The organism is Novosphingobium sp. SG754 (assembly GCF_013149315.1).
Lineage (GTDB): Bacteria > Pseudomonadota > Alphaproteobacteria > Sphingomonadales > Sphingomonadaceae > Novosphingobium > Novosphingobium capsulatum.
In genome coordinates this window covers 559,591-584,495 of the sequence record NZ_JABGCC010000001.1, presented here as the reverse complement: position 1 = coordinate 584,495, position 24,905 = coordinate 559,591, and the positions used below count along the sequence as shown (strand labels likewise).

Genomic DNA, 24,905 nt, shown 5'->3' with positions numbered 1-24,905 from the left:
GGCGGCAGGCGCGGTGCCCGATGCCGGGGGCAGGACGGGGCCGCCGGAAGCCATGCCGGTCAGTTCCCTGCCGTGAGGGCGGCGACGATCTGGCGGAAGCATTCGCCGCGCGCCTCGAAATCGCGGAACTGGTCGAAACTGGCACAGGCTGGCGACAGCATGATCACATCGCCCGGTACGGCCTGGGCCATGGCGGCGCGCACGGCATCGCCCAGCATCTCGGCGCGCGTCACCGGCAGCACCGGCTCCAGGATTTCGGCAAAGCGCGGGCCCGCCTCGCCAATGGTATAGGCGCGCACGACATGGCTGAAATGCGGCGCGCATTCGTCAAGATCATCGCCCTTGGGCAGGCCGCCAACGATCCAGTGGATGCGCGGAAAGGCGGCGAGCGCCGGCGCGGTGGAAGCCGGATTGGTGGCCTTGCTGTCGTTCACGAACAGCACGCCGTCCTTTTGCGCCACGCGTTCCATGCGATGGGGCAGGCCCACGAAGCTGGCGAGGCCGGCCTCGATCGTCGGCTCGTCCAGCCCGAGATAGCGCGCCGCGCCCACCGCAGCGGCGGCATTGGCGCGGTTGTGCGGGCCTTGCAGCGATGGCCACTGCGCCGGATCGCCGGGCAGATCGATCGCGTTGATGAATGTGAAGTTGGCGCCTTCCGGGGCAAAGCGCAGCACGTCGTCGTCAAGCTCTGCCCGCATGTCGACCAGCGCGAGGTGGCCCGGCGCCTGCATGCCAAACAGCCGCGCCTTGGACGCGACATAGCCGTCATAGCCGTCATAGCGATCGAGGTGATCGGGGCTTAGGTTGAGCAGGATCGCCACATCGGCATCGAGGCGCTGCGTCAGGTCGATCTGATAGCTCGACAGTTCCAGCACATAGACGCCGCCAGCGGGCAGCGGCTGCTGTTCCAGGATCGGCTTGCCGATATTGCCGCCCATCAAGGTGGGCACGCCCGCCTGCTGCAACAGATGATGGGTCAGCGCCGTGGTGGTGGACTTGCCGTTGGTGCCGGTAATCGCCACCACGCGATGGGGCGGCAGATCGCCGCGCGCCTGGGCAAACAGTTCGATATCGCCGATCACCGGCACGCCAGCGGCGCGGGCATGGGCGGCGATCGGATGGCGGTTGAGCGGCACGCCGGGGGAAACCACGATCCCGGCAAAACCGGCCAGATCGATCGCCAGCGGATCAGCCAGGGTCACGCGCCCTTCCAGCGCGGCGCGCGGTTCCTCGCGCGCATCCCAGGCGGTGACCAGCGCGCCGCTGGCCAGCAGGCATTCCACCGTGGCCATGCCCGAGCGCGCCAGGCCGAGCACGGCATACTTTTTTCCAGCAAAGGCAGGCGAGACGATCATCGCACCTTCAGCGTGGCAAGGCCAAGCAGCGCCAGCACGATCGAGACGATCCAGAAGCGGATCACCACGGTCGATTCCTTCCAGCCGAGCTGCTCGAAATGGTGGTGGATCGGGGCCATGCGGAACACCCGCTTGCCCGTGCGCTTGTAGACGAAGACCTGGACGATCACCGAAACGGCTTCCATCACGAACAGCCCGCCGACGATCGCCAGCACGATTTCATGGTGCGCGGCCACCGCGATCACGCCCAGCGTGCCGCCCAGCGCCAGGCTGCCGGTGTCGCCCATGAACACCGCCGCCGGCGGCGCGTTGAACCACAGGAACGCCAGGCCCGCACCCATCACGGCAGCGCAATAGATCGCCAGTTCACCCGCACCCGGCACATGGGGAATGCCCAGGTAATGGGCATAGTCGGCGCGGCCCGCCAGATAGGCGATGATCGCAAAGGTGCCGCAGGCGATGATCACCGGCATGATCGCCAGCCCATCGAGCCCGTCGGTCAGGTTCACGGCATTGCCCGCGCCCACGATGACGAAGGCGGCGAACACGAAATAGAACGGCCCCAGCGGAATGTAGAGGTTGCTGAACACCGGCACGTAGAGATGGGTTTCGGTCACCACCAGCCACGCGGCGATCCCGGCGATCACGAATTCCAGCAGCAGGCGCACCTTGGCCGGCACGCCCTGGTGGGCATATTTGGTGACCTTGTCGTAATCATCCATGAAGCCGATCAGGCCAAAGCCGAGCGTGACGATAAGGCAGGCCCAGACATAGCGGCTGGACAGGTCCATCCACAGCAGCAGGCCCAGCACCAGCGCCGTCACGATCATCAATCCGCCCATCGTCGGCGTGCCGCGCTTGGCCAGGTGGCTTTGCGGCCCATCCTCGCGGATCGGCTGGCCCTTGCCCTGGCGCATGCGCAGCATGTTGATGAAGCGCGGCCCGATCAGCAGCCCGATTAACAGCGCGGTCAGCAGCGACGCCCCGGCCCGGAACGACTGATAGCGAAAGAGATTGGTCAGGCCTTCATAATGCAGCCAGTGAGCCAGGAGATAGAGCATTCACCGTTCCTTGTCAGGCCAGCGCCCTGACCCCAACAGGTCAACCAGCGCGCCCAGACCAACCGAATTCGAACCTTTTACGAGGATGGCGTCCCCGCCCGCAATGCCGATCCGCGCCAGCACGTCTGCTGCCTCGGCACTCCTTTGCACATGATCGACTTGCAGGGGCGCTGCAAGCGCGGCCCCGTCGCTTTTCCCCAATGCGGCGGCCAATGCCGCCATTTCGGGGCCAACGAGCACGGCATGGGCAATGCCGGCGGCCAGCACGGACCCAGCCAGTTCGGCGTGATAGCGATCTTCATCGGCGCCGAGTTCGCGCATTGCGCCCAGCACCGCGATGCGCCGCGCCGCAGGCGTGGCGCCCAGGCCCGCGAGCGTTACGGCCATCGAGGCAGGATTGGCATTATAGCTTTCGTCGATCACCAGCGCGGTGCCGCTGCCATCGCCGCCATCGGCAGCCACCTGATGGCGTGCGCCGCGCCCGGCAAGCCCGGCCATTTCCGCCAGCGCCAGGCCGGCCGCACCCAGGTCTCCACCCACGGCGCGCACGGCGGCCATCACGGCCAGCGAATTGATCACCCAGTGATCGCCCGGCTGCGCCACGGTATAGCACAGCTTGCCGCCGCCTTCGCCAAAGCCACCCAGGTCGGCCGTGACAAGTGAACCACCGCCCGGCGCCGCCACCACATCGAGCAGGCGCACGTCGGCATGGGCCGCGCGGCCGAAGGCGATGATCACGCCGGCATGCTGGGCCGCCTTGGCGCGCAGGCGTTCGTAGTGCGGGTTGTCGGCCGGGATGATCGCGATGCCGCCCGGCTCCAATCCTTCAAAGATTTCGCCCTTGGCATCGGCGATGGCTTCCTCGCCGCTGAAGTGGCCGATATGCGCCGGCGCGATAGTGGTGACGATCGCCACGTGCGGGCGCACCAGCCGGGTGAGCGCCGAAAGCTCTCCGGCATGGTTCATGCCCATCTCGAACACGCCGAACTGGGTGCGCGCGGGCATGCGCGCCAGGCTGAGCGGCACGCCGACGTGATTGTTGTAGCTTTTGACCGAGCGATGCGCGCGGCCCCGGCTGCCGCGATCGAGCGCGGCAAACAGCGCTTCCTTGACCGAGGTCTTGCCCGCCGATCCAGTCACCCCGATCACCCGCGCTTCAGGGGCCAGACGCGCACGCGCCGCACGGCCCAGCGCGTCGAGCGCGGCGGTGGTATCATCGACCAGCACATGCGGGTGCAGCACCGAGTGCTCCACCACCGCAGCGGTAGCACCCTTGCCGAATGCGCCGGTGACAAAGCGGTGGCCATCCGCGCTTTCACCGCGCAGCGCGAGGAACAGATCGCCCTCCATCACCTCGCGGCTGTCGAATGCCACGCCGCCCACGGCAAACGCGACAGAGGCCTTGCCGCCGGTTGCCGCCGCGATCTCCTGCGCTGTCCACAGGGCCAGCGGGGTGTCGTCCTCGGCCTCGAGCGGCCAATCGATCAGGGCGGCGGCTGCGGTCATCCGGTTATCTCTCCCACGCATTCACGGGCCACCTGCACGTCGTCGAACGGCAGCACCCGCATGGCTTCACCACGCCCCACGATCTGTCCCTGTTCGTGGCCCTTGCCGGCCACCAGCACGATATCCCCCTTGCCCGCCTGGCCCACGGCATGGGCAATCGCGGCGCGGCGATCAGCCACTTCCACGGCGCGGCCATCGCACCCGGCCATTACGGCAGCGCGGATCGCGGCGGGATCTTCGCCACGGGGATTGTCATCGGTCACGATCACCAGGTCAGATCCGGCGCAGGCCGCCGCGCCCATCGGCGCGCGCTTGCCGGTATCGCGATCGCCGCCTGCGCCAATCACGGTGATCAGCCGCGCGCCGACATGCGGGCGCAACGCGGCGATCGCCGCCTCAATCGCGTCGGGCGTGTGGGCATAGTCGACATAGACCGGCGCTCCGGCGCGGTTGATCGCGGCGCGTTCCAGCCGCCCGCGCACCGGCTGCAGGCGGGCCAATGCATCAAGCGTTGCCGCCGCCGCGCCGCCGCTGGCGATGACCAGCCCCGCCGCCACCAGCGCGTTGGCCGCCTGATAGGCGCCGATCAGCGGCAGCGTGACCTTGCGCGTGGCGCCATCGTGCACCAGTTCCAGCACCTGGCCCAGCTGGGTCGGCGTGCGGCCAGCCAGGCGGATCGCCTCACCCTTTTCGCCTACGGTCAGCGCCTTGAGGCCGCGCGCGGCGACATGGGCCAGGGCCTTGTCGCTCCAGGCGTCATCGGCCCAGACCACCGCCGTGCCACCGTCGGCGACCACTTCGTCGAACAGGCGCATCTTGGCCGCAAAATAGGCGTCCATGGTCTCGTGATAATCGAGATGGTCGCGGCTCAGGTTGGTAAAGCCGCCGGCCACCACACGCAGCCCTTCGTTGCGGAACTGCGAAAGGCCATGGCTCGACGCTTCATAGGCAACATGGCTCACCCCTTCGCGGGCCAGGCCATGCATGTTGGCCAGGAACGTGACGATATCGGGCGTGGTCAGCCCGGTGGAGACGCTTTCATCGGCGGTGGTGACGCCCAGCGTGCCGATCGAGGCAGCGGCGTGGCCGGCCATGCGCCACAGCTGGCGCGTCATTTCCACGGTCGAGGTCTTGCCGTTGGTGCCGGTCACGGCCACCACGGTTTCGGGCACTGGGGCAAAGAACGGCGCGGCGAGATGCGCGAACAGGCGGCGCGGATTGGCATCGGCGATGTGCACGGCGCCTTCGACGCGCGCCTCTGGCCGGGCGACCACCGCGACGGCGCCAGCTGAGATGGCGGCGGGAATGAAGTCTTCGCCATTCACCTGCGCGCCGGCAAAGGCGCCAAACACCGTGCCCGGCGCCACCTTGCGGTTGTCGATGGCAAAGCCGGTTACGTTGATGTCAGCAGCCGCATCAGGCAGCGCCACGCCGGCAGACCGTGCCAGCACACCCAGCTTCATTCACCTTCTCCATTGCCGATCAACGGCGAAAGATCCGAAATATCCACGTCGCGGCTGCCATCGGGCACCACGCCCAGCAGCGGCCCGATGCGCGGCACCACGCGGCCCACAATCGGCGCCGCGTTCCAGGCCGCCGTGCGCTGGCCCGAGGTGGCCGCCGTGCCTTGCGGTTCATCGAGCATGGCGATGACCACATAGCGCGGCTTGTCCATCGGGAACGCGGCGGCAAAGGTCGCGACCAGCGACGTCTTGCGATAACCGCCATTGCCGGGCTTTTCGGCCGAGCCGGTCTTGCCGCCCACGCGGAAGCCCGAGGCATCGGCCTTGCGGCCCGTGCCATCGGCCACGATCATGCGCAGCAACTGGCGGATGCGCGCGCTGGTCGATGCCTTGAACACCCGGGTGCCGGCGGGAATGTGCGCCGGATCGACCTTGAACAGCGTGGCCGGGCGCCAGATGCCGCCATTGACCAGCGCGGCATAGGCGCAGGCCAAGTGCAGCGGCGTAACCGCGATGCCGTGGCCATAGCTGACCGTCATGGTGGTGATCCGGCTCCAGTCGCCAGCCTTGTTTTCGCCGTGGGGCCATAGCGGAAACCCGCGCGCCGGCAGCTCGATCGTAGGGCGCTGGTTCATGTGCAGCGCCATCATCGTCTGCCTCAGCAGCGGGCCGCCCAGCTTGTCGGCCACCTGCGCGGTGACGATGTTCGACGAGTGGATCAGCGCCTCGGGCACGTTGAGCGAGGCGCCGAAGTTGTGGCTGTCATGGATGGTGCGCCCGGCAATGTGCAGCGGCGCGGTTGGATAGCGCACCGACAGATCGGTCACGACGCCGGCATCGATCGCGGCGGCAATGGTGATCGGCTTGAACGTCGAACCCAGTTCATACACCTGGTTCGACACGCGGTTGAACACCAGGTCGTTGAACGCGCGGTCTGACCGGTTGGGGTTGAACGAAGGCAGCGAGGCGAGCGCGATCACTTCGCCGCTATCGACATCCAGCACGATGCCGGCAGCGCCCTTGGCATTGCTTTCCTGCATGCCGCGCAGCAGCTCGTCTTCCAGCGCGCCCTGGGCGCGCGAATCGAGCGAGAGTTCCACCGGGGTGCCGCGCTGCGCCGGATCGAGCAGGCGCGGTTCGAGCACCTGCTCCATCCCAACGTGGCCCTTGCCCTCTTCATCGACATAGCCCAGCACGTTGGCCGCCAGCGAGCCTTGCGGATAATAGCGCTGGTTCTCGCGCGGGAATTCCAGCGCCGGTTCGCCCAGGGCAAACACGCGGTTGGCTTCCTCGGGCAGCACGCGCTTGCGCAGATAGCTGCCCTTGCCCGATTTCAGCCGCGCCACCAGATCCTTGTAATCGGCATCGGGAAAGATCTGCATCAAGGCGCGGGCCACTTCCTCGGGCGTCTTGACCAGGGGATTGCCCTTTTCGCCCAGCGCCTTGGGATTGAACCACAGCGAATAGGACGGAAACGCGCGGGCCAGCGGCACGCCGTTGCGATCGGTGATCTCGCCGCGCGGAGGCAGCAATGCCTCGGCCAGAGAGCGGCGATCGGGCGCCTGTTCAAACAGGCCCAGCTGCGTCAGGCGCACCAGCGCCGTCAGCGTGAGGAAGACAAAGCCAACCGCGACCACCAGGACGCGAACCTTGGCGGTGACCAGCGAACGCTGGCGCACGCTGGCCAGCTGAACGCGGCCGGTGGCGATGGCGGCCGAGGCGGTAAGCTGGTTCACCGGCTCGTCTTCACTCCTGTCTTGCGATCCCCGCGGGCACTCTTCTGCGCAGTCTTGACCGGCGGCTTGGCTTTGGCCTTCGCCTTGTCCTTGCCGCCCTTGCCATCCCTGGCATCTGCCCGGGCAGACTTGGTGCCAGCCTTAGTCCGCGCGGCGGCCTCGCGGGAAGCCTTGGACGCGGTCTTCTCCACACCTGCCGTGTGCTTGGCGGTGGTCTTGTCGTGCTTTTCGCGCTTTTCGTCGCGTGCCGCCACCGTATGGGTGGCGGCCGCATGCAGCGTGCCGAGCTTTTCGGCCAGCGTGGCGGTTGCCTGGGCATGGTCGAGCGGGCGGCTGCGCGGCTTGCCGGCGCCAGCATCATCGCTTTCCGCCTCGTGCGTTTCCGACAGCGGGCGCACCGCCGGGTGATCGCCCGACAGCGCCGGAAACGCGGCAGCGGCAATCACGCTGTCATCCACCGTGGCCACGCGAATCGGCGCGGGCGCATCAGGTTCGGCCGGCTTGCTCAACACCGCGAGTTGGCGTTCGTTTTCCAGATACTGCCCGGCGACCGGGGCGACATAGCCGAATTCCAGATCATTCCACGCCTTGAGCTGCTGCTGGTTGGCGCGCGTTTCGAACTCGGTTTCGAGGTACATCTTCTGCTGCTTGAGCGCCACGATCTGGCCCTCGGCCCGATGCACCTGGCTGCGCAGGGCATTGACCCGGAACGACAGGATCATGACCAGCGCGCCGCACACTGCAAGCAGGGCGAGCCAACCGATCGAACGCAGGCGTTGAGCAGACAGGATCATGCCGACAGGTTCCCCGCAAGCGCGCGCGCTGGGGCAGCGGTTCGCACCGCCCAGCGCAAGGTGGCAGACCTGGCGCGCGGATTGCGCGCCTCTTCTTCAGGGCCAGGGCGGATCGCCGCCGATGGCTTTTCGAACACGGCCGCAAAGGCTTGCGCCTGGGGCGGCAGATGGCGCGAGCCCGCAGGCGTGGCGCCCGCCGCCTCGCGCAGGAACTGCTTGACGATGCGGTCTTCCAGGCTGTGGAAGCTGACCACGGCCAGCCGCCCGCCCGGCGCCAGCAGGCGCTCTGCCGCATCAAGCGCGGCACGCAACTCATCCAGTTCGCCGTTCACGTGAATGCGCACCGCCTGGAAGCTGCGCGTGGCCGGGTCCTTGGCCGCCCCAGGGCGATACCCCAGCGCCTTGCGCACCACGGCGGCGAATTGCCCAGTGGTGGTCAGCGGGCGCGCGGCCACCACCGCGCGCGCGACGCGGCGCGATTGCCGCTCTTCACCGTAGATATAAAGCACATCGGCGATCTCGGCCTCGTCAGCCTCGTTCAGGAAATCGGCCGCGCTCATCCCGTCCTGCGACATGCGCATGTCGAGCGGACCATCGCTGGAAAAGGCAAAGCCACGCTCGCGCTGGTCAAGCTGCATCGAGCTGACCCCGATATCGAGCACCACGCCCTGCACCTGGCCCACCCCGGCTTCGGCCAGGGCAGTGGCCATTTCCGAAAACCGGCGCGGATGGAGCACGAGGGTGGGCGCGGCGCCCTGGGTTTCGGGCCAGAGGCGGCCAGCGGTGATCGCATCGGGATCGCGATCAAAGGCGTGGACCGTAGCGCCCTGGGCCAGGATCGCGCGGGTATAGCCGCCCGCACCGAACGTGCCGTCGACGATCACCTCGCCCGGCTGGGGCGCCAGCGCGGCGATCACTTCATCGAGCAGCACGGGAATGTGCGGGGCCTGCGCCGGCACAGCTGCCGAGGGCGGCAGGTCGGTGGGCAACTGCTCGCTCACTTGCGCTTCGCCTTTTGCGCGGCTTCGGCCATCAGCGCGCGGCAGGTCGCCTTGGCGCTGTCCCAGCCGCTGTCCATCGTGAACAGCACCTCGGGTGCCCAGATGGTGAAAAATTCCCCGCCGCCATGAAAATAAAGCGCGTCGTTCACGCTGGCCTGCTCCCCCAGGTGATCGGGCAGGATGAAACGACCGGATTCGTCAAAGCTGGCACGCAGGAAACCATAAAGCTGGGCGGCACGGGTGTCAGGGTCAAAGTCGTCGCCGCGCTTGAAGGCCATTTCCTCTTCCCGGGCAATGCGGGCGGGAAAGGTTTCCACGCGGGACAGCCCGAAACCGGTGAGGCAGGGGAACTTGTGATGGCGATCGAGGCAAAGCAGGCGCTGGCCCTGCGAAGCGTCTTTCACGGTGGCGCGGAAGTCTGCGGGCAGGACGAAGCGGTTCTTCTCGCCACGCGGCGAGAAGCCCTGCCCCCAATAGTTTGACGGTGCTCCCGCCACGTCCCGTCACCACCTTGCCCGCCGGACAAAAGCTCCCCGTCGACGGCTGATGTGCGCACACCAGCCGAACCATCCCCCACGGATGCGACATGAAAGTTTGTCCCGATGGCGCCATGCTATCGCGGGACGCCCCGGGCGAAAAGGGGAAATTGCGGGAAAGAACGGTCAGAAGCTGATTCGATTGAGGTTTTTTATGGTATTTTACGCTTAACCATAGATATGTTCACTTTATGTTTCACATTGAAGCCCTTGGAATCCCGCCAGTTTCCGAATCACGCCCGTAATGGAGATGGTTTTTCCCGCGCTTTCCCGTGATCGAACGGGAATGATCGGTGGCCTGTCCCGTGCTTTCCCCGATCAGGGCGGGGGCGGAACGCAGCGCGGGCAGCTGCGACGCAGCGAACCGCGCGGGGGTGATCAGTGCTGCTGGTTGGGGTTCTGCTGCGCGGGGGCGGCGCCCACTGGCAATTCGGGCGCCACGCCCATGTCGACCAGCGGGTCGTTGGCGGCCGTGGCGCTCGCTTCCACCGTGGGATCGAGTGCGGCCGCGCGGTTGGCCAGGGTCACCCGCTCCATGACGACATTGGCCAGGCTGATCAGCAGGATGATCCCGCCCAGGCCAAACAGCCCCACTTGCAGGCGATAGACCGCCTGCGCGCGCAGTTCACGGGGCGAAAGCGGGACATGATGCACCGGCGCGATCGGCGCAGCCGATGCGGCCCCGAACGGAGTCAACTTGCGTTCGCGATGCAATCGGAACAGCGCCATCGCGCGGCTATAGCTTATTGCTCAAGCCACGGGAAGATGGGCAGCCCCTTGGCGCGCAGCCATTCGGGATTGTAGAGCGACGAGAGATAGCGGAAGCCGGTATCGCACAGCATCGTGGCTACCCGCGCGCCAGGGCCGAGTTGCTTGGCCAGCGCCACTGCGCCTGCCACGTTGATTCCGCTCGACAGGCCCAGGCACAGCCCTTCCTCGGCCAAGAGGCGCTCGACCCAATAAAGCCCTTCCTGGTCGGAAATGCGGAACTGGGTATCGATCGGCGCGCCTTCCAGGTTGGCGGTGATGCGCCCCTGGCCGATGCCTTCGGCGATAGAAGATCCTTCGGCCTTGAGTTCGCCATGGGCGTAATAGTTGTAGAGCGCGGCGCCATGAGGATCGGCAAGGCCCACGGTGATCTTTTCGTCAAAGGCCTTGAGGCCCATGCCGGTGCCGGCGATCGTGCCACCGGTGCCCGCCGCGCAAATGAACCCATCGACGCGACCATCCATCTGCGCCCAGATTTCGGGCGCAGTGCTTTCGATATGAGCGCGGCGGTTGGCAATGTTGTCGAACTGGTTGGCCCAGATCGCGCCTTCGGTTTCCTCGGCAATGCGGCGCGAAGTGTGGACGAAGTGGTTGGGATTGGAAAAGGGCGCCGCCGGCACCAGCACAAGCTCGGCCCGCAGCGCGCGCAGCGTGTCCATCTTTTCGCGCGACTGCGTCTCGGGCATGACGATCACGCTTTTGTAGCCCAGCGCATTGGCGACCAGCGCCAGGCCGATGCCGGTGTTGCCCGCCGTACCTTCCACGATCGTGCCGCCCGGCTGCAGCGCGCCGCGTTCCTCGGCATCGCGCACGATCCACAACGCGGCGCGATCCTTGACCGAGGCGCCGGGGTTGGCAAATTCGCACTTGCCATAGATTTCGGCGCCGGCGGCCTCACTCGGGCCGGCCAGGCGCACGAGCGGGGTATTGCCGATCAGGGAGAGGCTGTCAGGGACGATCGCGGAACCAGTCATGCCTTGCGAGGTAAGGCGCCATGACGCAAACGGCAACCCAATTGCGCTTGGGGCCGGCAAAGCTATTCGCGCGCCGCCCGGATCGCCGCTGCCCCGGCAAACGGCGCCACGGCCAGCGCTACCAGGCTGCACGCCGCCAGCAGGCCGAGCCCGCCCTCACCTCCCGGTTGCAGCGAACCAGCCCCGAAAATCAGCAGCGGCACCGTCAGCGGAATGGCCAGCAGCCCGCCCAGCGCCGCACCGGCGCGCAGGCCGGCAGTGAGCGCGGCGATCGTCACGCCAATCGCCGCAAGCCCCGGCGTGCCGAGCAGCAGACCCCATTCGACCATGGCCAGTTGCCCGGCATCGAGCGAGAGCAGCCCGGCTGCCACGGGCGCTGCCAGGAGCAGCGGCACGCCAAAGCTGATCCAGTGCGCCACGATCCGCACCATCAGCAGCACTTCTTCCGACAGGCCGCGCAACGCCCACTGATCGAACAGCCCGGCTTCGACATCGGGCTCTACCAGCCGATCAAGCGGCAGGATCGCGGCCAGCAGCGCCGCGACCCAGATCACGCCAGCCCCGGTGCGAGCCAGCAGGCGCGCATCCGGCCCCACGGCAAAGGGATAGAGCATCGCCACGGCCAGGAAGAACAGCAGCGGCAGCGCAGCCCCGCCCCGCCCCTGCGCGCCGCGCAGCAGCAGCGCCAGATCACGGCGGAAGATCGGCCAGATGCGCGCGATCATGCCCAGTCTCCATCGCCATCATCGCTTTGTAGCGCGGGCACGTGATCGGCCATGGCCAGGGTCTGCACCCCGGCCAGCGCCAGCGGCTGGTGCGAGGCGATGATCACCAGGCCCCCCGCGGCACGGTGCGCCTCGATCGCGGCTTGGGCCTTGGCCGCCCAGGCCGTGTCGAGGCCATTGAGCGGTTCGTCGAGCAGCCAGATCGGCGCCTGCGCCGCAGCCAGGCGCGCCAGCGCGGCGCGCTTCTTCTGCCCGGTGGAAAGATAGCGCACCGGCACATCGGCCAGATCAGCCAGGCCAAAGGGATCATCCGGCGTGGGCACGGTGCCATCGATCGCGTGCCAGAACGCCAGCGCCTGGCCCAGCGGCTGATGCGGATCGAGCGCGAGCCGCTCGTCGACCAGAGCCACGGCGCCGGCGCGCTCCACGCTACCGGCAAAGGGCCGCATCAGGCCCGCCAGGATGCGGATCAAGCTGGATTTACCGATGCCATTGGCGCCGGCCAGATGCAGCGCCTGCCCCGCTTCCAGCGCAAAACCCACGCCGCGAAACAGCACGCGATCGCCGCGCCGGCAGGCAAGATCACGGGCGACAAGATGGGGCGCGGTCATGTGATCAAGCCGTAGCCGTGCCACCGCCCCGCCGCAACCGGCGGCGCAGCGTGCCCGGCAGCCAGCGCGCGGCAAAGGCCAGACGCCGCGCCGTGGGGCCGACCAGCACGTGCAGGCGCGGCCCGCGCACCGCCTGCCACGCCGCCTCGGCCACGGAATCGGGGGTGCCGATCTCCAGCCCCTGGCGCACCACGGCGTCGGTGATCGTGCCGGGCGTGGCGGCATTGGGTGCGTGTTCGAGCAGCGGCGTGGCGATGAAGCCGGGCATGAGGCTGCGCACGGTAATCCCATCGCCCGCCCATTCGGCGTCGAGCGCCTCGGTCAGCGCGCGCAGGCCCGCCTTGGTGGCGGCATAGACCGACGTGCCCGGCGTGCCATAGAGCGCAGCCGCGCTGGCAGTGTTGAGCAGGCAGGCGCCCTGCCCCGCGGCCGCCTTGAGCCAGGGATAGGCCGCCCGTGCGCCCAGCGTGGCACCGGTCAGGTTGATCGCGATCACCCGTTCGATTTCGTCCACCGTGCACTGCGCCAGGGCGCCGCCCAGCGGCACGCCGGCGTTGTTGGCGACGACATGGATCACGCCGCCCCCTGCCGTTGCGGCCAAGCCCAAGGCAATGTCCCAACCAGCGGCATCGCGCACGTCGAGCAGGTGAGCTGACCAGCGCCCGGCCGGTAGCAGCGCCCCGGTCTGAACCATGCCGGCGCTATCGACATCGGCCAGCGCCACAAACCAGCCTTCCCGGGCAAAGCGGATGGCGATGGCCCGGCCGATGCCCGACGCGCCACCGGTGACGAGGATGCATTTCGTCATAGCGCGGGATTGGCATAGCAATGCCAGGTAAACAGCGCGAGGGCGCCGCGATGCGGGCGCCAGGGCTCGGCCAGAGCGCGCGTTTCCTTCTCGCTCGGCCGTTCCGGCAGGCCCAGCAACTTGCCCAGGCCAACCTGCACGGCAAGGTCTCCTGCCGGCCAGATATCGGGCCGCCCTTCGGCAAACAGCAGGTAGATTTCGGCAGACCAGCGGCCCACGCCCTTGATCTGCACCAGTTGGGCAATGGCCGCCTCATCATCATCGGGCAAGGCCGCCAGATCGAGCGCGCCCGATACCACCAGTTCGCACAGCGAGCGGGCATAGCCCTGCTTCTGGCGCGACAGGCCGCAGGCGCGCAGCGCATCGAAATCGGCCGCGAGCAGATCGGCCGGCGGAATATCCGGGCCCAGCAGCGCTTCGAGCCGCGCCCACACCGATGCGGCCGCCGCCACGCTCACCTGCTGCCCGACGATGGTGCGCAGCAGCGTACGGTAGCCGGTTTCGCGAATGCGCGGTTCGGGATAGCCGACTTTGGCCAAAGCTGCGGCAAAAGCCGGGTTCTGCGTGGCGAGATGATCCAGTCCCGCCGTGATCGCCTGGTTAGAAAGTCCCATTCGGCGCTGCATCCCTTCGCACGTGCTCAAATTTTTCTGGCCAATATTTTCCCAGGGCATTAGCAGCCGGGACGAAGGGCGAACAGAGATCGATGCGAATCCCGCCCACCATGAGGAGCTTTAGACAATGCCGAAGCTTGTTGTCGTCGATCGTGCCGGTGCCGAAAAGGCCATCGAAGTGGATAGCGGCCTTACCGTGATGGAAGCCATCCGCGATAACGGCTTTGACGAATTGCTTGCCCTGTGCGGCGGGTGCTGCTCGTGCGCCACGTGCCATGTCTATGTCGATGATGGCGCCGACGCGCTGCCGGCGATGAGCGAAGACGAGAACGACCTGCTCGACAGCTCGGACCACCGCACCGCCACGTCGCGCCTGTCGTGCCAGCTGCCGGTCGTCGATGGCCTCAAGGTCACCATCGCGCCGGAAGACTGATCTTTCGCGCGTTGACGCAAAAAAAGGCGCCGGGGCATCGCTCCGGCGCCTTTTTTTGCGGATGAGGATCGCGAATTACAGCGACAGACCCGCGGTTTCCGGTAGGCCTGCCATCAGATTGAGCGTCTGCACCGCCGCGCCGCTGGCGCCCTTGCCCAGATTGTCGAGCTGGGCGACGAGGCGCACCTGGGTGCCATCCTTGCTGCCAATCACGCTCAGCGCGAGGCCGTCCCACGCCTGGGCGCTGCGGCGCATCAGGAACTCGCCCTCGGCCGGCGCGCCGTGCTTGACGCTGACGATCGGGCTGCCGGCATAGAACGCGTCCAGCGCCGCGAACATCGCCTCTGCCGAACCGGCGCCGGGCATCGCTTGCAATGACAGTGGCACTTCCACCACCATGCCGCGCAGCGCCGGCACCACCGCCGGGCTGAACAGCGGAGCGACCGAAAGACCGGCATAGGCAGTCATTTCCGGCACGTGCTTGTGCCCGAAGGCCAGGCCATAGCCGCGCCAGGCAATGTCGGTATCGTCTTCGAACCGGGCGATCAGCGCCTTGCCGCCGCCGGAATAGCCCGACACCGCATGCACGACACAGGGCCAGTTGGCCGGCAGCAGGCCAGCGCGCACCAGTGGCGCAACCAGGGCGATGAACCCGGTGGGATAGCAGCCGGGATTGGATACGCGGCGCGCATTGGCCACGGCATCGCGACCGACCACTTCGGGCAGGCCATAAGTCCAGCCTTCGGCCACGCGGTGCGCGGTGGAGGCATCGATCACGCGCGTGGTATCGTTGGCGACCATCGCCACGGCCGCGCGCGCGGCATCGTCGGGCAGGCACAGGATCACCACGTCGGCGGCGTTGATTGCCTCGGCGCGGGCGGCATCATCCTTGCGGCGGGCTTCATCCAGCGTGATCAGCGCAAATTCGCTACGCCCGGCGAGCCGCTCGGCAATTTCCAGGCCGGTCGTGCCGGCGGCGCCATCGATGAAAACCTGCGTGGTCATGCTACCAACTCCAGCGCAGAAAGCGGCACATAGCCCACCAGGCCGCCTTCATCCGATGCCTGGCCCCAGGCCCAGCCGCCGGCCATGTCCAGCACGGCAAAGCTTTCACCCGCCGGCAGTTGCGCGATGGCCTCGGCATCGCTGCGCCCGGCCTTGAGCAAAGCCGTTTCAGCGACCACGCGGTGCAGCATCGGCACGGCATAGTGCGGCACGAAGACGCGGCCAGCCAGGCGGACATGCGCCAGATCGCCACGAACCGGCAGGCGCAGCGGATCGACCTTGGCCGAAGGGCCGGAAAGAGCCAGTTCTCCCTCGGGCGCTACGGCCGGGGAAACGACAAGGGCAAGATCGGATTCGGCAGACAAGGCGGGTTCCCGGACATTCGCAAAGGCGCGCGCTTAGCCGCCCTTGCCCCGGGATTCAAGTTTTGCGCCTTCCGCGCCGCGTTCAGCCCGCCGCGTAGCGCCCCTGCAGCAGGCCCCAGGCCGCGCGCAGCCCCAGCGCTTCACCACCCTTGGGCCGGCCCGGCTTGCCCACCGGGCGCCAGGCAAAGGTATCGAAATGCAGCCAATCGATCCCCTCGCCAACAAAGCGATCGAGGAACAGCGCCGCCACGCTGGCCCCGGCAAAACCATTGCTGGGCGAATTCTGCAGATCGGCGACATCGGATTTCAGCCATTCGCGATAGGCATCGTGCAGCGGCAATTGCCAGCACGGATCATCGCGCCCGATCCCAGCGGCGAGCAGAGCCTGCGCCGTCTCGTCGCGCCGAGCAAACATCCCGGGCAGATCGGGGCCCAGTGCCACCCGCGCCGCGCCGGTCAGCGTGGCAAAGTCGATCACCAGTTCGGGCTTGGCCTCGCTCGCACGGGTCAGCGCGTCGCCCAGCACCAAGCGCCCTTCGGCATCGGTGTTGGTCACTTCCACGCTCAAGCCCTGGCGCGTGCGCAGAATGTCTCCCGGACGGAAAGCGTTGCCGGAAATGGCATTTTCCACTGCCGGGACCAGCAGATGCAACCGCACCGGCAGGTTTTGCCCCATGATCAGTCCGGCCAGCGCCAGGGCATGGGCCGCGCCGCCCATATCCTTTTTCATCAGCGCCATGCCCGAGGCCGGCTTGATATCGAGGCCGCCGGAATCAAAGCACACGCCCTTGCCCACCACGGCCACGCGGGGATGGCTTGGGTTCCCCCATTCCAGCTCGATCAGGCGCGGGGCATGGCTGCGCGCGGCGGCGCGGCCCACCGCGTGGACCATCGGATAGTCCCGCTCTAGCACGTCGCCGGCAATCACATGGATCGTGGCGTGGTGCGCCTTGGCCAGCGCGCGGGCTTCGGCCTCCAGTTGCGCCGGGCCCATGTCTTCGGCGGGGGTATTGACCAGATCACGCACCATGGTGACCGCCGCCGCTTCGGCCAGGGCCAGCGGCAGGGCGCGCACCGCGCTGGTCAGCAGCACGCGCGGGCCGGGCTCGCTGCCCTGGCTGCGATAGCGATCGAAACGGTATTGCGCGGTGATCCACCCATGCAGCGCGGGGGCAGCATCGCCCACGCCGGCCAGGCGATAGGTGCCGGCAGGCAGCCGCTCTGCCGCGCGGGCCAGGCACCAGGTGCCGAGCTTAGCGCGATCGGCGACGCCCGCCACCGCCAGCCAGCCATCGCCATCCCCCTCGGGCACGACGGCCACCTCGCCGGCAGCGCCAGCAAAGGCTTGTGCGGTCAGCAGCGCGCGCGCCTGGCCGCTGCGGGCGCGCAACCAATCGGGCAGGCCTGCCTTGTCGACAATGTGCAGGGCAATCGCGCTCTGGTCGCGATCGGGCTGGATCAACGCGTTCTTGTCGGTCATCTTGGACCAGACCTTGGCGCAGGACGGCGCCAAGATCGAGAGGAAAATGCCGCGCGATGCCCCTTATGCCAGCCCCCCGCCACTCTGCCCTGCTGCCTGCCCTGATGACCCTGGCCATGCTTGCCGCCTGCAACCACCAACCGGCAACGCCCGCCCCGGCCAGCCAGGCCGCGCCGGCCGACACGACCACGACCACGGCCACGGCCAGCGCCACCACCAGCCACGCCAGCGCCCAGGCAACGCAATCCTCCACCGCCGGGCATGCGGTGAAGGAAAGCACCGATGCCTATGAATTCAGCTATTCCTGGCCTGCCGCGGCCGATGCCCAGCCCGCTCTGCGCGCCCGCCTGGCGGCAGACGAGGCCGCCCAGCGCGCCACGCTCAAGCACGATGCCGAGCAGGGGCAGAAGGAAGCGGCGCGCGACAAGTATCCGTTCCATGCCTTTGGCCATTGGCAGGAATGGCAGGTTGTCGCCGACTTGCCCGATTGGCTCAGCCTGTCGAGCCTGGTCGGCAACGACAGCGGCGGCGCCCATCCCAACTATGGCTATGCCGCGATCCTGTGGGACAAGCGCGTCGGCCAGGCCCGCAATGCGCTAGACCTGTTCACCGCCCGCGCCGCGCTCACCGGCGCGATCCACGCCGATTTCTGCAAGGCCCTGGACGCGCAACGCGCCAAAAAGCGCGGCGGCCATGCCAGCCTGGGCGGCGACAGCGGCTTTGACGCCTGCGTCGATCCGCTGGCGCAAACCGTGATCCTGGGATCGCGCGGCAAGAAGGCGTTCGACCGCATCGGCTTCCTGATCGCGCCCTATGAAGCCGGGCCTTATGCCGAGGGATCATACGAAGTGACGCTGCCGGTCACGCCGGCGGTGCTGGCGGCGGTGAAGCCGGAATGGCGCGGGGCGTTTGCTGTGCAATAAAGTGCGGCTCGCATCTACTGTGGTTGTTATGCCCACAAAGTAGCTGGACCCCGGATCAAGTCCGGGGTGACGATAGTCTTTATGGTGATTTTTTCTTCGTCACCCCGGACTTGATCCGGGGTCCAGCTATCTGCTTCGCCTATCCGTTGCGATCTTCCCACACAAAGCCAAGAACGAGATGCCTGCTTCGTGCCTTCGTGGCTTCGTGTGAAAATATCCTTCTAGCCGGAAGGTCCACGCCGCTAACCCACTCCCACGATCCAACCTCGCAATTTCGCGCGCGCCCCGCTATATCGTGGCGATGACCGAATATGTGACCGTTGACGACACCGAAACCGTCCTGCGCGACGGAACGATCAAGCTCCATGGCCCCGCCGGGTTCGAGGGCATGCGCAAGGCCGGGCGCCTGGCGGCCGAGATTCTCGATGCCGTGGCGCCGCTGGTGCAGCCGGGCGTGACCACCGCCGCGATCGATGATCTCGTGCGCCAGATGACGCTGGATGCCGGCGCGGTGCCGGCGACGCTGGGGTATCGCGGCTATGCGCATTCGTGCTGCATCTCGATCAACCACGTGGTGTGCCACGGCATTCCGTCGGACAAGACCTTCAAGGACGGCGACATCGTCAATATCGACGTGACGCCGCTGCTCGATGGCTGGCACGGCGATACCAGCCGGATGTATCTGGTTGGTGACGTGCCGTTGAAGGCGCGCCGCCTGGTCGACGTGACCTATGAGTGCCTGATGATCGGCATCGAGCAGGCCAAGCCTGGCGCCCGGCTGGGTGATATCGGAGCGGCGATCCAGGCCCATGCCGAAAAGCAGCGCTATGGCGTGGTGCGCGATTTCTGCGGGCACGGCCTGGGCCGCCTGTTCCACGATGCGCCCGAAGTGGTGCACGCCGCGCGCGCCGGCACCGGCCCGGTGCTCAAGCCCGGCATGTTCTTCACGATCGAGCCGATGATCAATCTGGGCAAGCCCGCCGTGAAAATCCTCGACGATGGCTGGACGGCCGTGACGCGCGACCGTTCGCTGTCTGCTCAGTTCGAACATTCGATCGGCATCACCGAAGACGGCTGCGAGATTTTCACCACCAGCCCCAAAGGCCTGCACAAGCCGCCCTACGCCGCCTGATCCGCTGCGCTGCACAGGCAGGGGCTGCCCAAAAAACAGGCAACCCCTGCCTTTTATTTAAGCACTTTTCCGTCGCATCTGCGCAACAACCCGCATGATTTTGCACAGGGTTGGGTTGCATTCTTTCTTTCCCCCTGAATTTCCCGCTTTCGCACCGGGCGGCAATGGCCTAGGGCACTGTGCTTAACAGTGGCACGATTCTTGTTAGGATCGGGTCTGCGGACACGAGGAACATGCGCCTGCCCACACTTTCGTGGTGCAGCGCGGCATCAGGTGCAGGGGTCAGGAACCGGTGAAGAAGATCGAAGCGATCATCAAACCCTTCAAGCTCGACGAAGTGAAGGAAGCGCTGCACGAAATCGGCGTTTCGGGCATCACCGTGACCGAAGCCAAGGGTTTCGGCCGCCAGAAGGGCCATACCGAGCTCTATCGCGGCGCGGAATACGTCGTCGATTTCCTGCCCAAGGTGAAGCTCGAGGTCGTCGTGGCCGACGCCCTGGTGGAGCGCGTGGTGGAAGCCGTGGCGGCTGCTGCACAGACCGGCCGCATCGGCGATGGCAAGATCTTCGTGATCCCCATCGAAAGCGCCCTGCGCATCCGCACCGGCGAACGCGACAACGACGCGATCTGAACGAATTTCGCCGCAGCGTGCGCCTGGTCTCCACCCTGGGTGGAGGGCAGACCGGCGGTGCGGCGGGTGAAGCGGGGGTGGCCTTGGGACGGGCGGCCTCCTTTTCCAACCACCCCTGAAGCCCGCGTCTTTATCCAGCGGGCAAACAGAAGGACCAGCGATGGCAAGTGCAAAGGACATCCTCGCCCGTATCAAGGAAGAGGAAATCGAGTGGGTTGATCTCCGCTTCACCGACCCCAAGGGCAAGTGGCAGCACCTCACCATGGTGTCGTCGGTCCTGGGCGAAGACGAACTGGAAGACGGCCTGATGTTCGACGGCTCGTCGATCGAAGGCTGGAAGGCCATCAACGAGTCGGACATGATCCTCAAGCCCGACCTCGACTCGGTCTATGTCGATCCGTTCTCGGCCACGCCGATGCTGATCATCAACTGCGACATCGTCGAACCGTCGACCGGCGAACTCTATTCGCGCGATCCGCGTTCGACCGCCAAGCGCGCCGAAGCCTTCCTCAAGTCGACCGGCATCGGTGACACCGTCTATGTCGGCCCGGAAGCGGAATTCTTCCTGTTCGACGACGTCAAGTTCTATGACGGCTATGACGGCAACGGCTTCAAGATCGACGACATCGAGCTGCCGACCAACTCGAACAAGGACTACGAAGCCGGCAACCTGGCGCACCGTCCGCGTGCCAAGGGTGGCTACTTCCCCGTCGCCCCGGTCGACAGCTGCGTCGACATCCGCGGCGAAATGGTTTCGACCATGCTCGAAATGGGCCTGCCCTGCGACAAGCACCACCACGAAGTGGCCGCCGCGCAGCACGAACTGGGCCTGACCTTCGGCACCCTGGTGCAGACGGCCGACCGCATGCAGATCTACAAGTACGTCGTGCAGCAGGTCGCGCAGGCCTATGGCAAGACGGCCACGTTCATGCCCAAGCCGATCATGAAGGACAACGGCTCGGGCATGCACACCCACATCTCGATCTGGGATTCGGGCAAGCCCCTGTTCGCTGGCAATGGCTATGCTGGCCTGTCGGACATGTGCCTGTACTTCATCGGTGGCGTGATCAAGCACGCCAAGGCGCTGAACGCGTTCACCAACCCCACCACCAACAGCTACAAGCGCCTGGTGCCGGGTTATGAAGCGCCGGTGCTGCTGGCCTATTCGGCCCGCAACCGTTCGGCCTCGTGCCGCATCCCCTATGGCGCCGGCGCCAAGGCCAAGCGCGTGGAATTCCGTTTCCCCGACGCGATGGCCAACCCCTACCTCGCCTATGCCGCGCTGCTGATGGCTGGCCTCGACGGGATCAAGAACAAGATCCACCCGGGCGAAGCCATGGACAAGAACCTCTACGATCTGCCGCCGGCCGAACTCGCCGCCGTGCCGACCGTGTGCGGTTCGCTGCGCGAAGCGCTGGACTCGCTGGCCGCTGACCACGACTTCCTGCTCGATGGCGGCGTGTTCACCAAGGACCAGATCGAAAGCTACATCGAACTCAAGTGGCCCGAAGTGTTCCGTTGGGAAACCACGCCTTCGGCCGTCGAATTCGACATGTACTACAGCTCGTAAGCGAGTTGGCCTTGCCGCAGCGATGCGGCAGGCACGAAAGACAGACGCCCGGACCCAAGCGGTCCGGGCGTTTTTCGTGTCCGCCATGCTGCATTGCGAAAGTTATCCACAGCCAGGATGAATGCAGGATAAACGGCCCGGCGCGAGCGGTGAAGCGTGGGAACCCCCGGTTCCAGAATCCGCCGCAAACCCTAAGGTGCAGGCCATGCTTCGCACCGCACTCACCGCCCTGGCCGCTTTCGCTTCGCTTGCTGCACTGCCGAACGTGGCCCATGCCCGGCTCCAGTGCGTGACCTATGCCCGCCAGGTTTCCGACGTTCAGCTTTCGGGCAATGCGCGCGATTGGTGGGGCAATGCGGCTGGCACTTATGCCCGCGGGCAAGAGCCCAAGGCCGGTGCCGTCCTCGCATTCCGCGCTTCACACTCCATGCCCTATGGCCACGTCGCCGTGGTCAGCAAGGTGGTCGATGCCCGCCACGTGATGATCAACCATGCCAACTGGTCGCGCCCCGGCATGGTCGAACGCGGCGTGATGGCGGTTGACGTGTCGGCCGCTGGTGACTGGTCGGAAGTGCGCGTGTGGTACGGCCCGACCCAATCGCTCGGCATGCGCCCCTCGCCCGCCTTTGGCTTCATCTATCCGCACGGCGCACCGGCCAGCGCCGCCCCGGTTACCCAGACCGCCGCGATCGAACTGGCCATGGTGGACAAGGCACAGGGCTGATCCCAACCCTACGCCGAAGCAACAAAGCCGCCCGTTTAGGGCGGTTTTTTGTTGGCCGGGGTGTTTGGGTTGGCGCGATCAAGCAGCGGGACCCCGGATCAGGTCCGGGGTGACGCTAAGTGTCTAGCGCCTATGTGAATTTCGTCACCCCGGACTTGATCCGGGGTCCCACTATTCTGCGCCAGCCACTGGCCCTTGGCACAGAAAACCGCATAGTCTGCACTCCCCCTCCGACGGACCTGCGGTCCGCCACCTCCCCCACGGTGTGAGGGAGGATCCTGGGCGTCAGATCGCCTGCTGCATGTGCTGGGCGGCGTTGCGGGCCAAAAGAGCGCAGGCCTGATCGGCCGGCAGCGCGGGCCAGAACAGGTGCCCTTGCACGAACTCGCACCCGGCGGCGTGGACCAGGCGGCGTTGCAGCTCGGTTTCCACCCCTTCGGCCACCACTTTCATGCGCAGGGTCTGCCCCAGCGCGACGATTGCCCCCAGGATCGATTGCGCATCGAGGTCGCTTTCGATGTTCTGCACGAACGAGCGATCGATCTTGATGCGGTCGAACTGGAACGAGCGCAGGTAGCTCAGCGAGGAATAGCCGATGCCGAAATCATCCAGCGCGATGCGGAAGCCCATGTCCTGAAGCGTCGTGAGCGTTTGCGCCACATGGTCGCTGCGATCGAGCATCACGCCCTCGGTCACTTCCAGGATCACCCGCTGCGGCGAGATGCCGGTTTCCTGCACCAACGCCGCGATCGTTTCGATAAAGCCCTGGGCCATGATCTGGATCGGCGAAAGATTGATCGAGATATCGGCGGCAGGCCAGTGCCGGCACTGCATGAACACACGGCGCAGCATCCAGGTGCCTAGCGGCACCATCAGCCCGGACTGTTCGGCAATCGGCACGAACACGCCCGGCCCGATATCGCCGCGCTCGGGGTGCGGCCAGCGCAACAGCGCCTCGAACCCTTCGATCTGCCACGTGGCGAGATCGACGATCGGCTGGAAGTGCGCCTCCAGTTCGTCGTTGGCGATGGCGCGGCGCAGTTCCAGCTCCAGTTCGCGCGCCAGCCGCTCGGTAGCGTCCATGCCGTTAGTATAGCAGCGATAGCGCGCGCGGCCGCCCTGCTTGGCCCGATAGAGCGCAATGTCGGCACGGCGCAGCAGTTCGGCGGCATCGTCGGTTTGCCCCGGCCCCCAGCTGATCCCGCATGAGCATGTCACGCCCAGGCTGTGCCCAGCGATGATGAACGGCTCGGCCATCAGGCCCACGATCTGACGCCCCAGCGCATTGGCCGCACCCAGCCCGCCCGTGGTGCGCCGCAGGACCACGAACTCGTCGCCGCCAAACCGTGCGATGAGGTCAGTCTGCAGCAATCCGCCGCGCAGGCGCTGCGCCACTTGGGTGACCAGTTCGTCGCCCACATGGTGCCCCATCGTGTCGTTCACGGTCTTGAACGCATCGAGATCGATATAGCCCACGAACACATCGCCCTGGCCGCCTGCCTGACGCTGGCGGTTGGCATCGGCCAGTTCCTCGCGCAGGCGTTCGGCAAAGTGCAGGCGATTGGCCAGGCCAGACATGGGATCATGCAGCGCGTTGTATTGCGCCTGGGCTTCGCTCAACTGCAGATGCTGCGTGGTGGCGCGCATACGCCGCACGATCATCACGCCACCGGCCAACACCGCCAGGAACAGGAAAATCCAGGTGGCGAGCAGCGGCGCCGTGCCGCGCCAGATGGCTGGCCCGGGCAATTGCGGCGTCCACACGAAGAAGCCCACCCGCGTGCCATCGGCGCTGAAGCGCGGCAGGGAATTGACCGTGCTCAGCGGCGGCAGCGTGCGCACGAAGTGAAAATCGGGCAGCAGCAGATCGGCCGCCAGCGCGTGCAGCACGCGATCATCGACCAGGCGCAGCGAAACGAGATAGCGCGGCTCGGTCGTGAGCAACGCATAGTTCCGATCGGGTACGATGGCCGCGGCGGTCAACAGCATCAGCCGGCCGTCATGCCAAACCAGCGACGACCCCCACCGCGAAAGCGGCGCGCCGCGCGCATCGAACGGCCACAGCGCCCCGCCCACGCGGCGAAACTGCGCCACCTGGCCATAGACGCGGCGGTTGCTGCGCGCCTGGGACAAAACCGATTCCACCTGCCAGCGCGCCTTGGCATAGGGATAGTCGGGCATCACCTGGCCGTGCCGCCAGCCGCGCACCAGCGTGCCGTTGGGTTCGACCAGCATGGTCTCTTCGGCGCCCTGGTTAGTCCACGGGAACACGCCCAGTTCGCGGTCCATCCATGGCAGATCAGTGTGCCGCACGGCATGCTGGACCGAATCATCCCACACCAGTTGCCCGGTCTGGCCGATGATTACCGTACGCACCCGCGTATCGAGATAGCGCGCGACCATCTCGCGCTCATCCTTGCGGGTAAAGGCATCGGCCACATGGATGGAATGATTGAGCGCTGCCATTAGCGCGCCCGACAGGGCCAGCAGTGCCGCGAACGTGGCACCGACAATCCAGCCCGTGCGCTGTTCCTCGCTCAACCTCGTGTCCCCCGGCCCGTGGATCTGGCGCGTCACGCACCAACCACTTGGGAAGCGTGGAGGAATATTACCAATAAATGGTTAGCGCCCGCCCCAAGCCTACGGTGAATCGCCTATTCCCGACGATTTTCAAATTCGGGAACCAGCCC

At 66.6% G+C, this 24,905-nt stretch carries 24 protein-coding genes; 6 read left to right on the top strand and 18 right to left on the bottom strand.

The window, feature by feature from the left end; all coding sequences use genetic code 11:
* Positions 1–59: 59 nt before the first annotated feature.
* The 14 genes from murD to FHW97_RS02610 form a co-directional block, all read right to left on the bottom strand.
* Positions 60–1,355 (bottom strand): UDP-N-acetylmuramoyl-L-alanine--D-glutamate ligase, encoded by a 1,296-nt coding sequence (gene murD / locus FHW97_RS02675; RefSeq protein ID WP_171794704.1) that lies wholly within the window; start codon positions 1,353–1,355, stop codon positions 60–62.
* Positions 1,352–2,416, bottom strand: coding sequence for a phospho-N-acetylmuramoyl-pentapeptide-transferase (gene mraY, locus FHW97_RS02670; RefSeq protein WP_171797909.1), 1,065 nt, complete (start codon positions 2,414–2,416; stop codon positions 1,352–1,354). The genes murD and mraY overlap by 4 nt, the downstream gene beginning before the upstream one ends.
* On the bottom strand, positions 2,417–3,922 hold the full coding sequence (gene murF, locus FHW97_RS02665; protein WP_171797908.1) for a UDP-N-acetylmuramoyl-tripeptide--D-alanyl-D-alanine ligase: 1,506 nt from the start codon (positions 3,920–3,922) through the stop codon (positions 2,417–2,419).
* Entirely contained in the window at positions 3,919–5,385 is a 1,467-nt protein-coding gene (locus tag FHW97_RS02660; RefSeq protein ID WP_171797907.1) for a UDP-N-acetylmuramoyl-L-alanyl-D-glutamate--2,6-diaminopimelate ligase, read from the bottom strand. The genes murF and FHW97_RS02660 overlap by 4 nt, the downstream gene beginning before the upstream one ends.
* A complete protein-coding gene (locus FHW97_RS02655) occupies positions 5,382–7,121 on the bottom strand; it encodes a penicillin-binding protein 2 (protein ID WP_062786370.1) in 1,740 nt (579 codons plus the stop codon). Before FHW97_RS02655 ends, FHW97_RS02660 begins: the two co-directional genes overlap by 4 nt.
* Positions 7,118–7,915, bottom strand: a complete 798-nt coding sequence (locus FHW97_RS21990) for a hypothetical protein (RefSeq protein ID WP_253941529.1) — start codon at positions 7,913–7,915, stop codon at positions 7,118–7,120. The genes FHW97_RS02655 and FHW97_RS21990 overlap by 4 nt, the downstream gene beginning before the upstream one ends.
* Entirely contained in the window at positions 7,912–8,916 is a 1,005-nt protein-coding gene (rsmH, locus tag FHW97_RS02645; RefSeq protein ID WP_370525284.1) for a 16S rRNA (cytosine(1402)-N(4))-methyltransferase RsmH, read from the bottom strand. Before rsmH ends, FHW97_RS21990 begins: the two co-directional genes overlap by 4 nt.
* Complete coding sequence (locus FHW97_RS02640) at positions 8,913–9,413, bottom strand: division/cell wall cluster transcriptional repressor MraZ (RefSeq protein WP_022676168.1); 501 nt, start codon at positions 9,411–9,413, stop codon at positions 8,913–8,915. Before FHW97_RS02640 ends, rsmH begins: the two co-directional genes overlap by 4 nt.
* A gap of 417 nt (positions 9,414–9,830) precedes the next feature.
* Entirely contained in the window at positions 9,831–10,181 is a 351-nt protein-coding gene (locus FHW97_RS02635) for a hypothetical protein (RefSeq protein WP_171797906.1), read from the bottom strand.
* Between the two features lie 14 nt (positions 10,182–10,195).
* A complete protein-coding gene (locus FHW97_RS02630) occupies positions 10,196–11,194 on the bottom strand; it encodes a cysteine synthase A (RefSeq protein ID WP_171797905.1) in 999 nt (332 codons plus the stop codon).
* Positions 11,195–11,256: 62 nt separating this feature from the next.
* Positions 11,257–11,919, bottom strand: a complete 663-nt coding sequence (ccmB, locus tag FHW97_RS02625) for a heme exporter protein CcmB (RefSeq protein ID WP_054130594.1) — start codon at positions 11,917–11,919, stop codon at positions 11,257–11,259.
* Positions 11,916–12,530 (bottom strand): heme ABC exporter ATP-binding protein CcmA, encoded by a 615-nt coding sequence (gene ccmA / locus FHW97_RS02620; RefSeq protein WP_171797904.1) that lies wholly within the window; start codon positions 12,528–12,530, stop codon positions 11,916–11,918. The genes ccmB and ccmA overlap by 4 nt, the downstream gene beginning before the upstream one ends.
* 4 nt (positions 12,531–12,534) lie before the next feature.
* Positions 12,535–13,338, bottom strand: a complete 804-nt coding sequence (locus tag FHW97_RS02615; protein WP_171797903.1) for an SDR family oxidoreductase — start codon at positions 13,336–13,338, stop codon at positions 12,535–12,537.
* Entirely contained in the window at positions 13,335–13,952 is a 618-nt protein-coding gene (locus tag FHW97_RS02610; RefSeq protein WP_171797902.1) for a DNA-3-methyladenine glycosylase, read from the bottom strand. The genes FHW97_RS02615 and FHW97_RS02610 overlap by 4 nt, the downstream gene beginning before the upstream one ends.
* 127 nt (positions 13,953–14,079) lie before the next feature.
* Between FHW97_RS02610 and FHW97_RS02605 the strand changes: the two genes are divergently transcribed.
* Positions 14,080–14,385, top strand: a complete 306-nt coding sequence (locus FHW97_RS02605) for a 2Fe-2S iron-sulfur cluster-binding protein (protein WP_107715879.1) — start codon at positions 14,080–14,082, stop codon at positions 14,383–14,385.
* Positions 14,386–14,460: 75 nt separating this feature from the next.
* On the opposite strand, the gene argC is transcribed toward FHW97_RS02605, so the two are convergent.
* From argC to FHW97_RS02590, 3 genes are all read right to left on the bottom strand, one after another.
* Positions 14,461–15,390: an N-acetyl-gamma-glutamyl-phosphate reductase gene (gene argC, locus FHW97_RS02600; RefSeq protein ID WP_171797901.1), complete on the bottom strand. Its 930-nt coding sequence runs from the start codon at positions 15,388–15,390 to the stop codon at positions 14,461–14,463.
* Complete coding sequence (locus tag FHW97_RS02595) at positions 15,387–15,755, bottom strand: SH3 domain-containing protein (protein ID WP_171797900.1); 369 nt, start codon at positions 15,753–15,755, stop codon at positions 15,387–15,389. Before FHW97_RS02595 ends, argC begins: the two co-directional genes overlap by 4 nt.
* Positions 15,756–15,837: 82 nt before the next feature.
* Complete coding sequence (locus tag FHW97_RS02590; protein ID WP_171797899.1) at positions 15,838–17,235, bottom strand: M17 family metallopeptidase; 1,398 nt, start codon at positions 17,233–17,235, stop codon at positions 15,838–15,840.
* Positions 17,236–17,291: 56 nt separating this feature from the next.
* Between FHW97_RS02590 and FHW97_RS02585 the strand changes: the two genes are divergently transcribed.
* From FHW97_RS02585 to FHW97_RS02565, 5 genes are all read left to right on the top strand, one after another.
* The gene (locus FHW97_RS02585) at positions 17,292–18,158 is read left to right on the top strand and encodes a PdaC/SigV domain-containing protein (protein WP_253941528.1); all 867 of its coding nucleotides are present in this window, start codon (positions 17,292–17,294) and stop codon (positions 18,156–18,158) included.
* A 301-nt stretch (positions 18,159–18,459) separates the two neighbouring features.
* Entirely contained in the window at positions 18,460–19,290 is an 831-nt protein-coding gene (gene map / locus FHW97_RS02580) for a type I methionyl aminopeptidase (protein WP_169049900.1), read from the top strand.
* A 292-nt stretch (positions 19,291–19,582) separates the two neighbouring features.
* A complete protein-coding gene (locus FHW97_RS02575) occupies positions 19,583–19,921 on the top strand; it encodes a P-II family nitrogen regulator (RefSeq protein WP_022676151.1) in 339 nt (112 codons plus the stop codon).
* A gap of 160 nt (positions 19,922–20,081) precedes the next feature.
* The gene (gene glnA / locus FHW97_RS02570; RefSeq protein ID WP_022676152.1) at positions 20,082–21,491 is read left to right on the top strand and encodes a type I glutamate--ammonia ligase; all 1,410 of its coding nucleotides are present in this window, start codon (positions 20,082–20,084) and stop codon (positions 21,489–21,491) included.
* 205 nt (positions 21,492–21,696) lie between these two features.
* A complete protein-coding gene (locus FHW97_RS02565; RefSeq protein WP_022676153.1) occupies positions 21,697–22,215 on the top strand; it encodes a CHAP domain-containing protein in 519 nt (172 codons plus the stop codon).
* Between the two features lie 285 nt (positions 22,216–22,500).
* Here FHW97_RS02565 and FHW97_RS02560 read toward each other — a convergent pair whose 3' ends face one another.
* Positions 22,501–24,792, bottom strand: coding sequence for a bifunctional diguanylate cyclase/phosphodiesterase (locus FHW97_RS02560; protein WP_054130602.1), 2,292 nt, complete (start codon positions 24,790–24,792; stop codon positions 22,501–22,503).
* Positions 24,793–24,905: the final 113 nt, after the last annotated feature.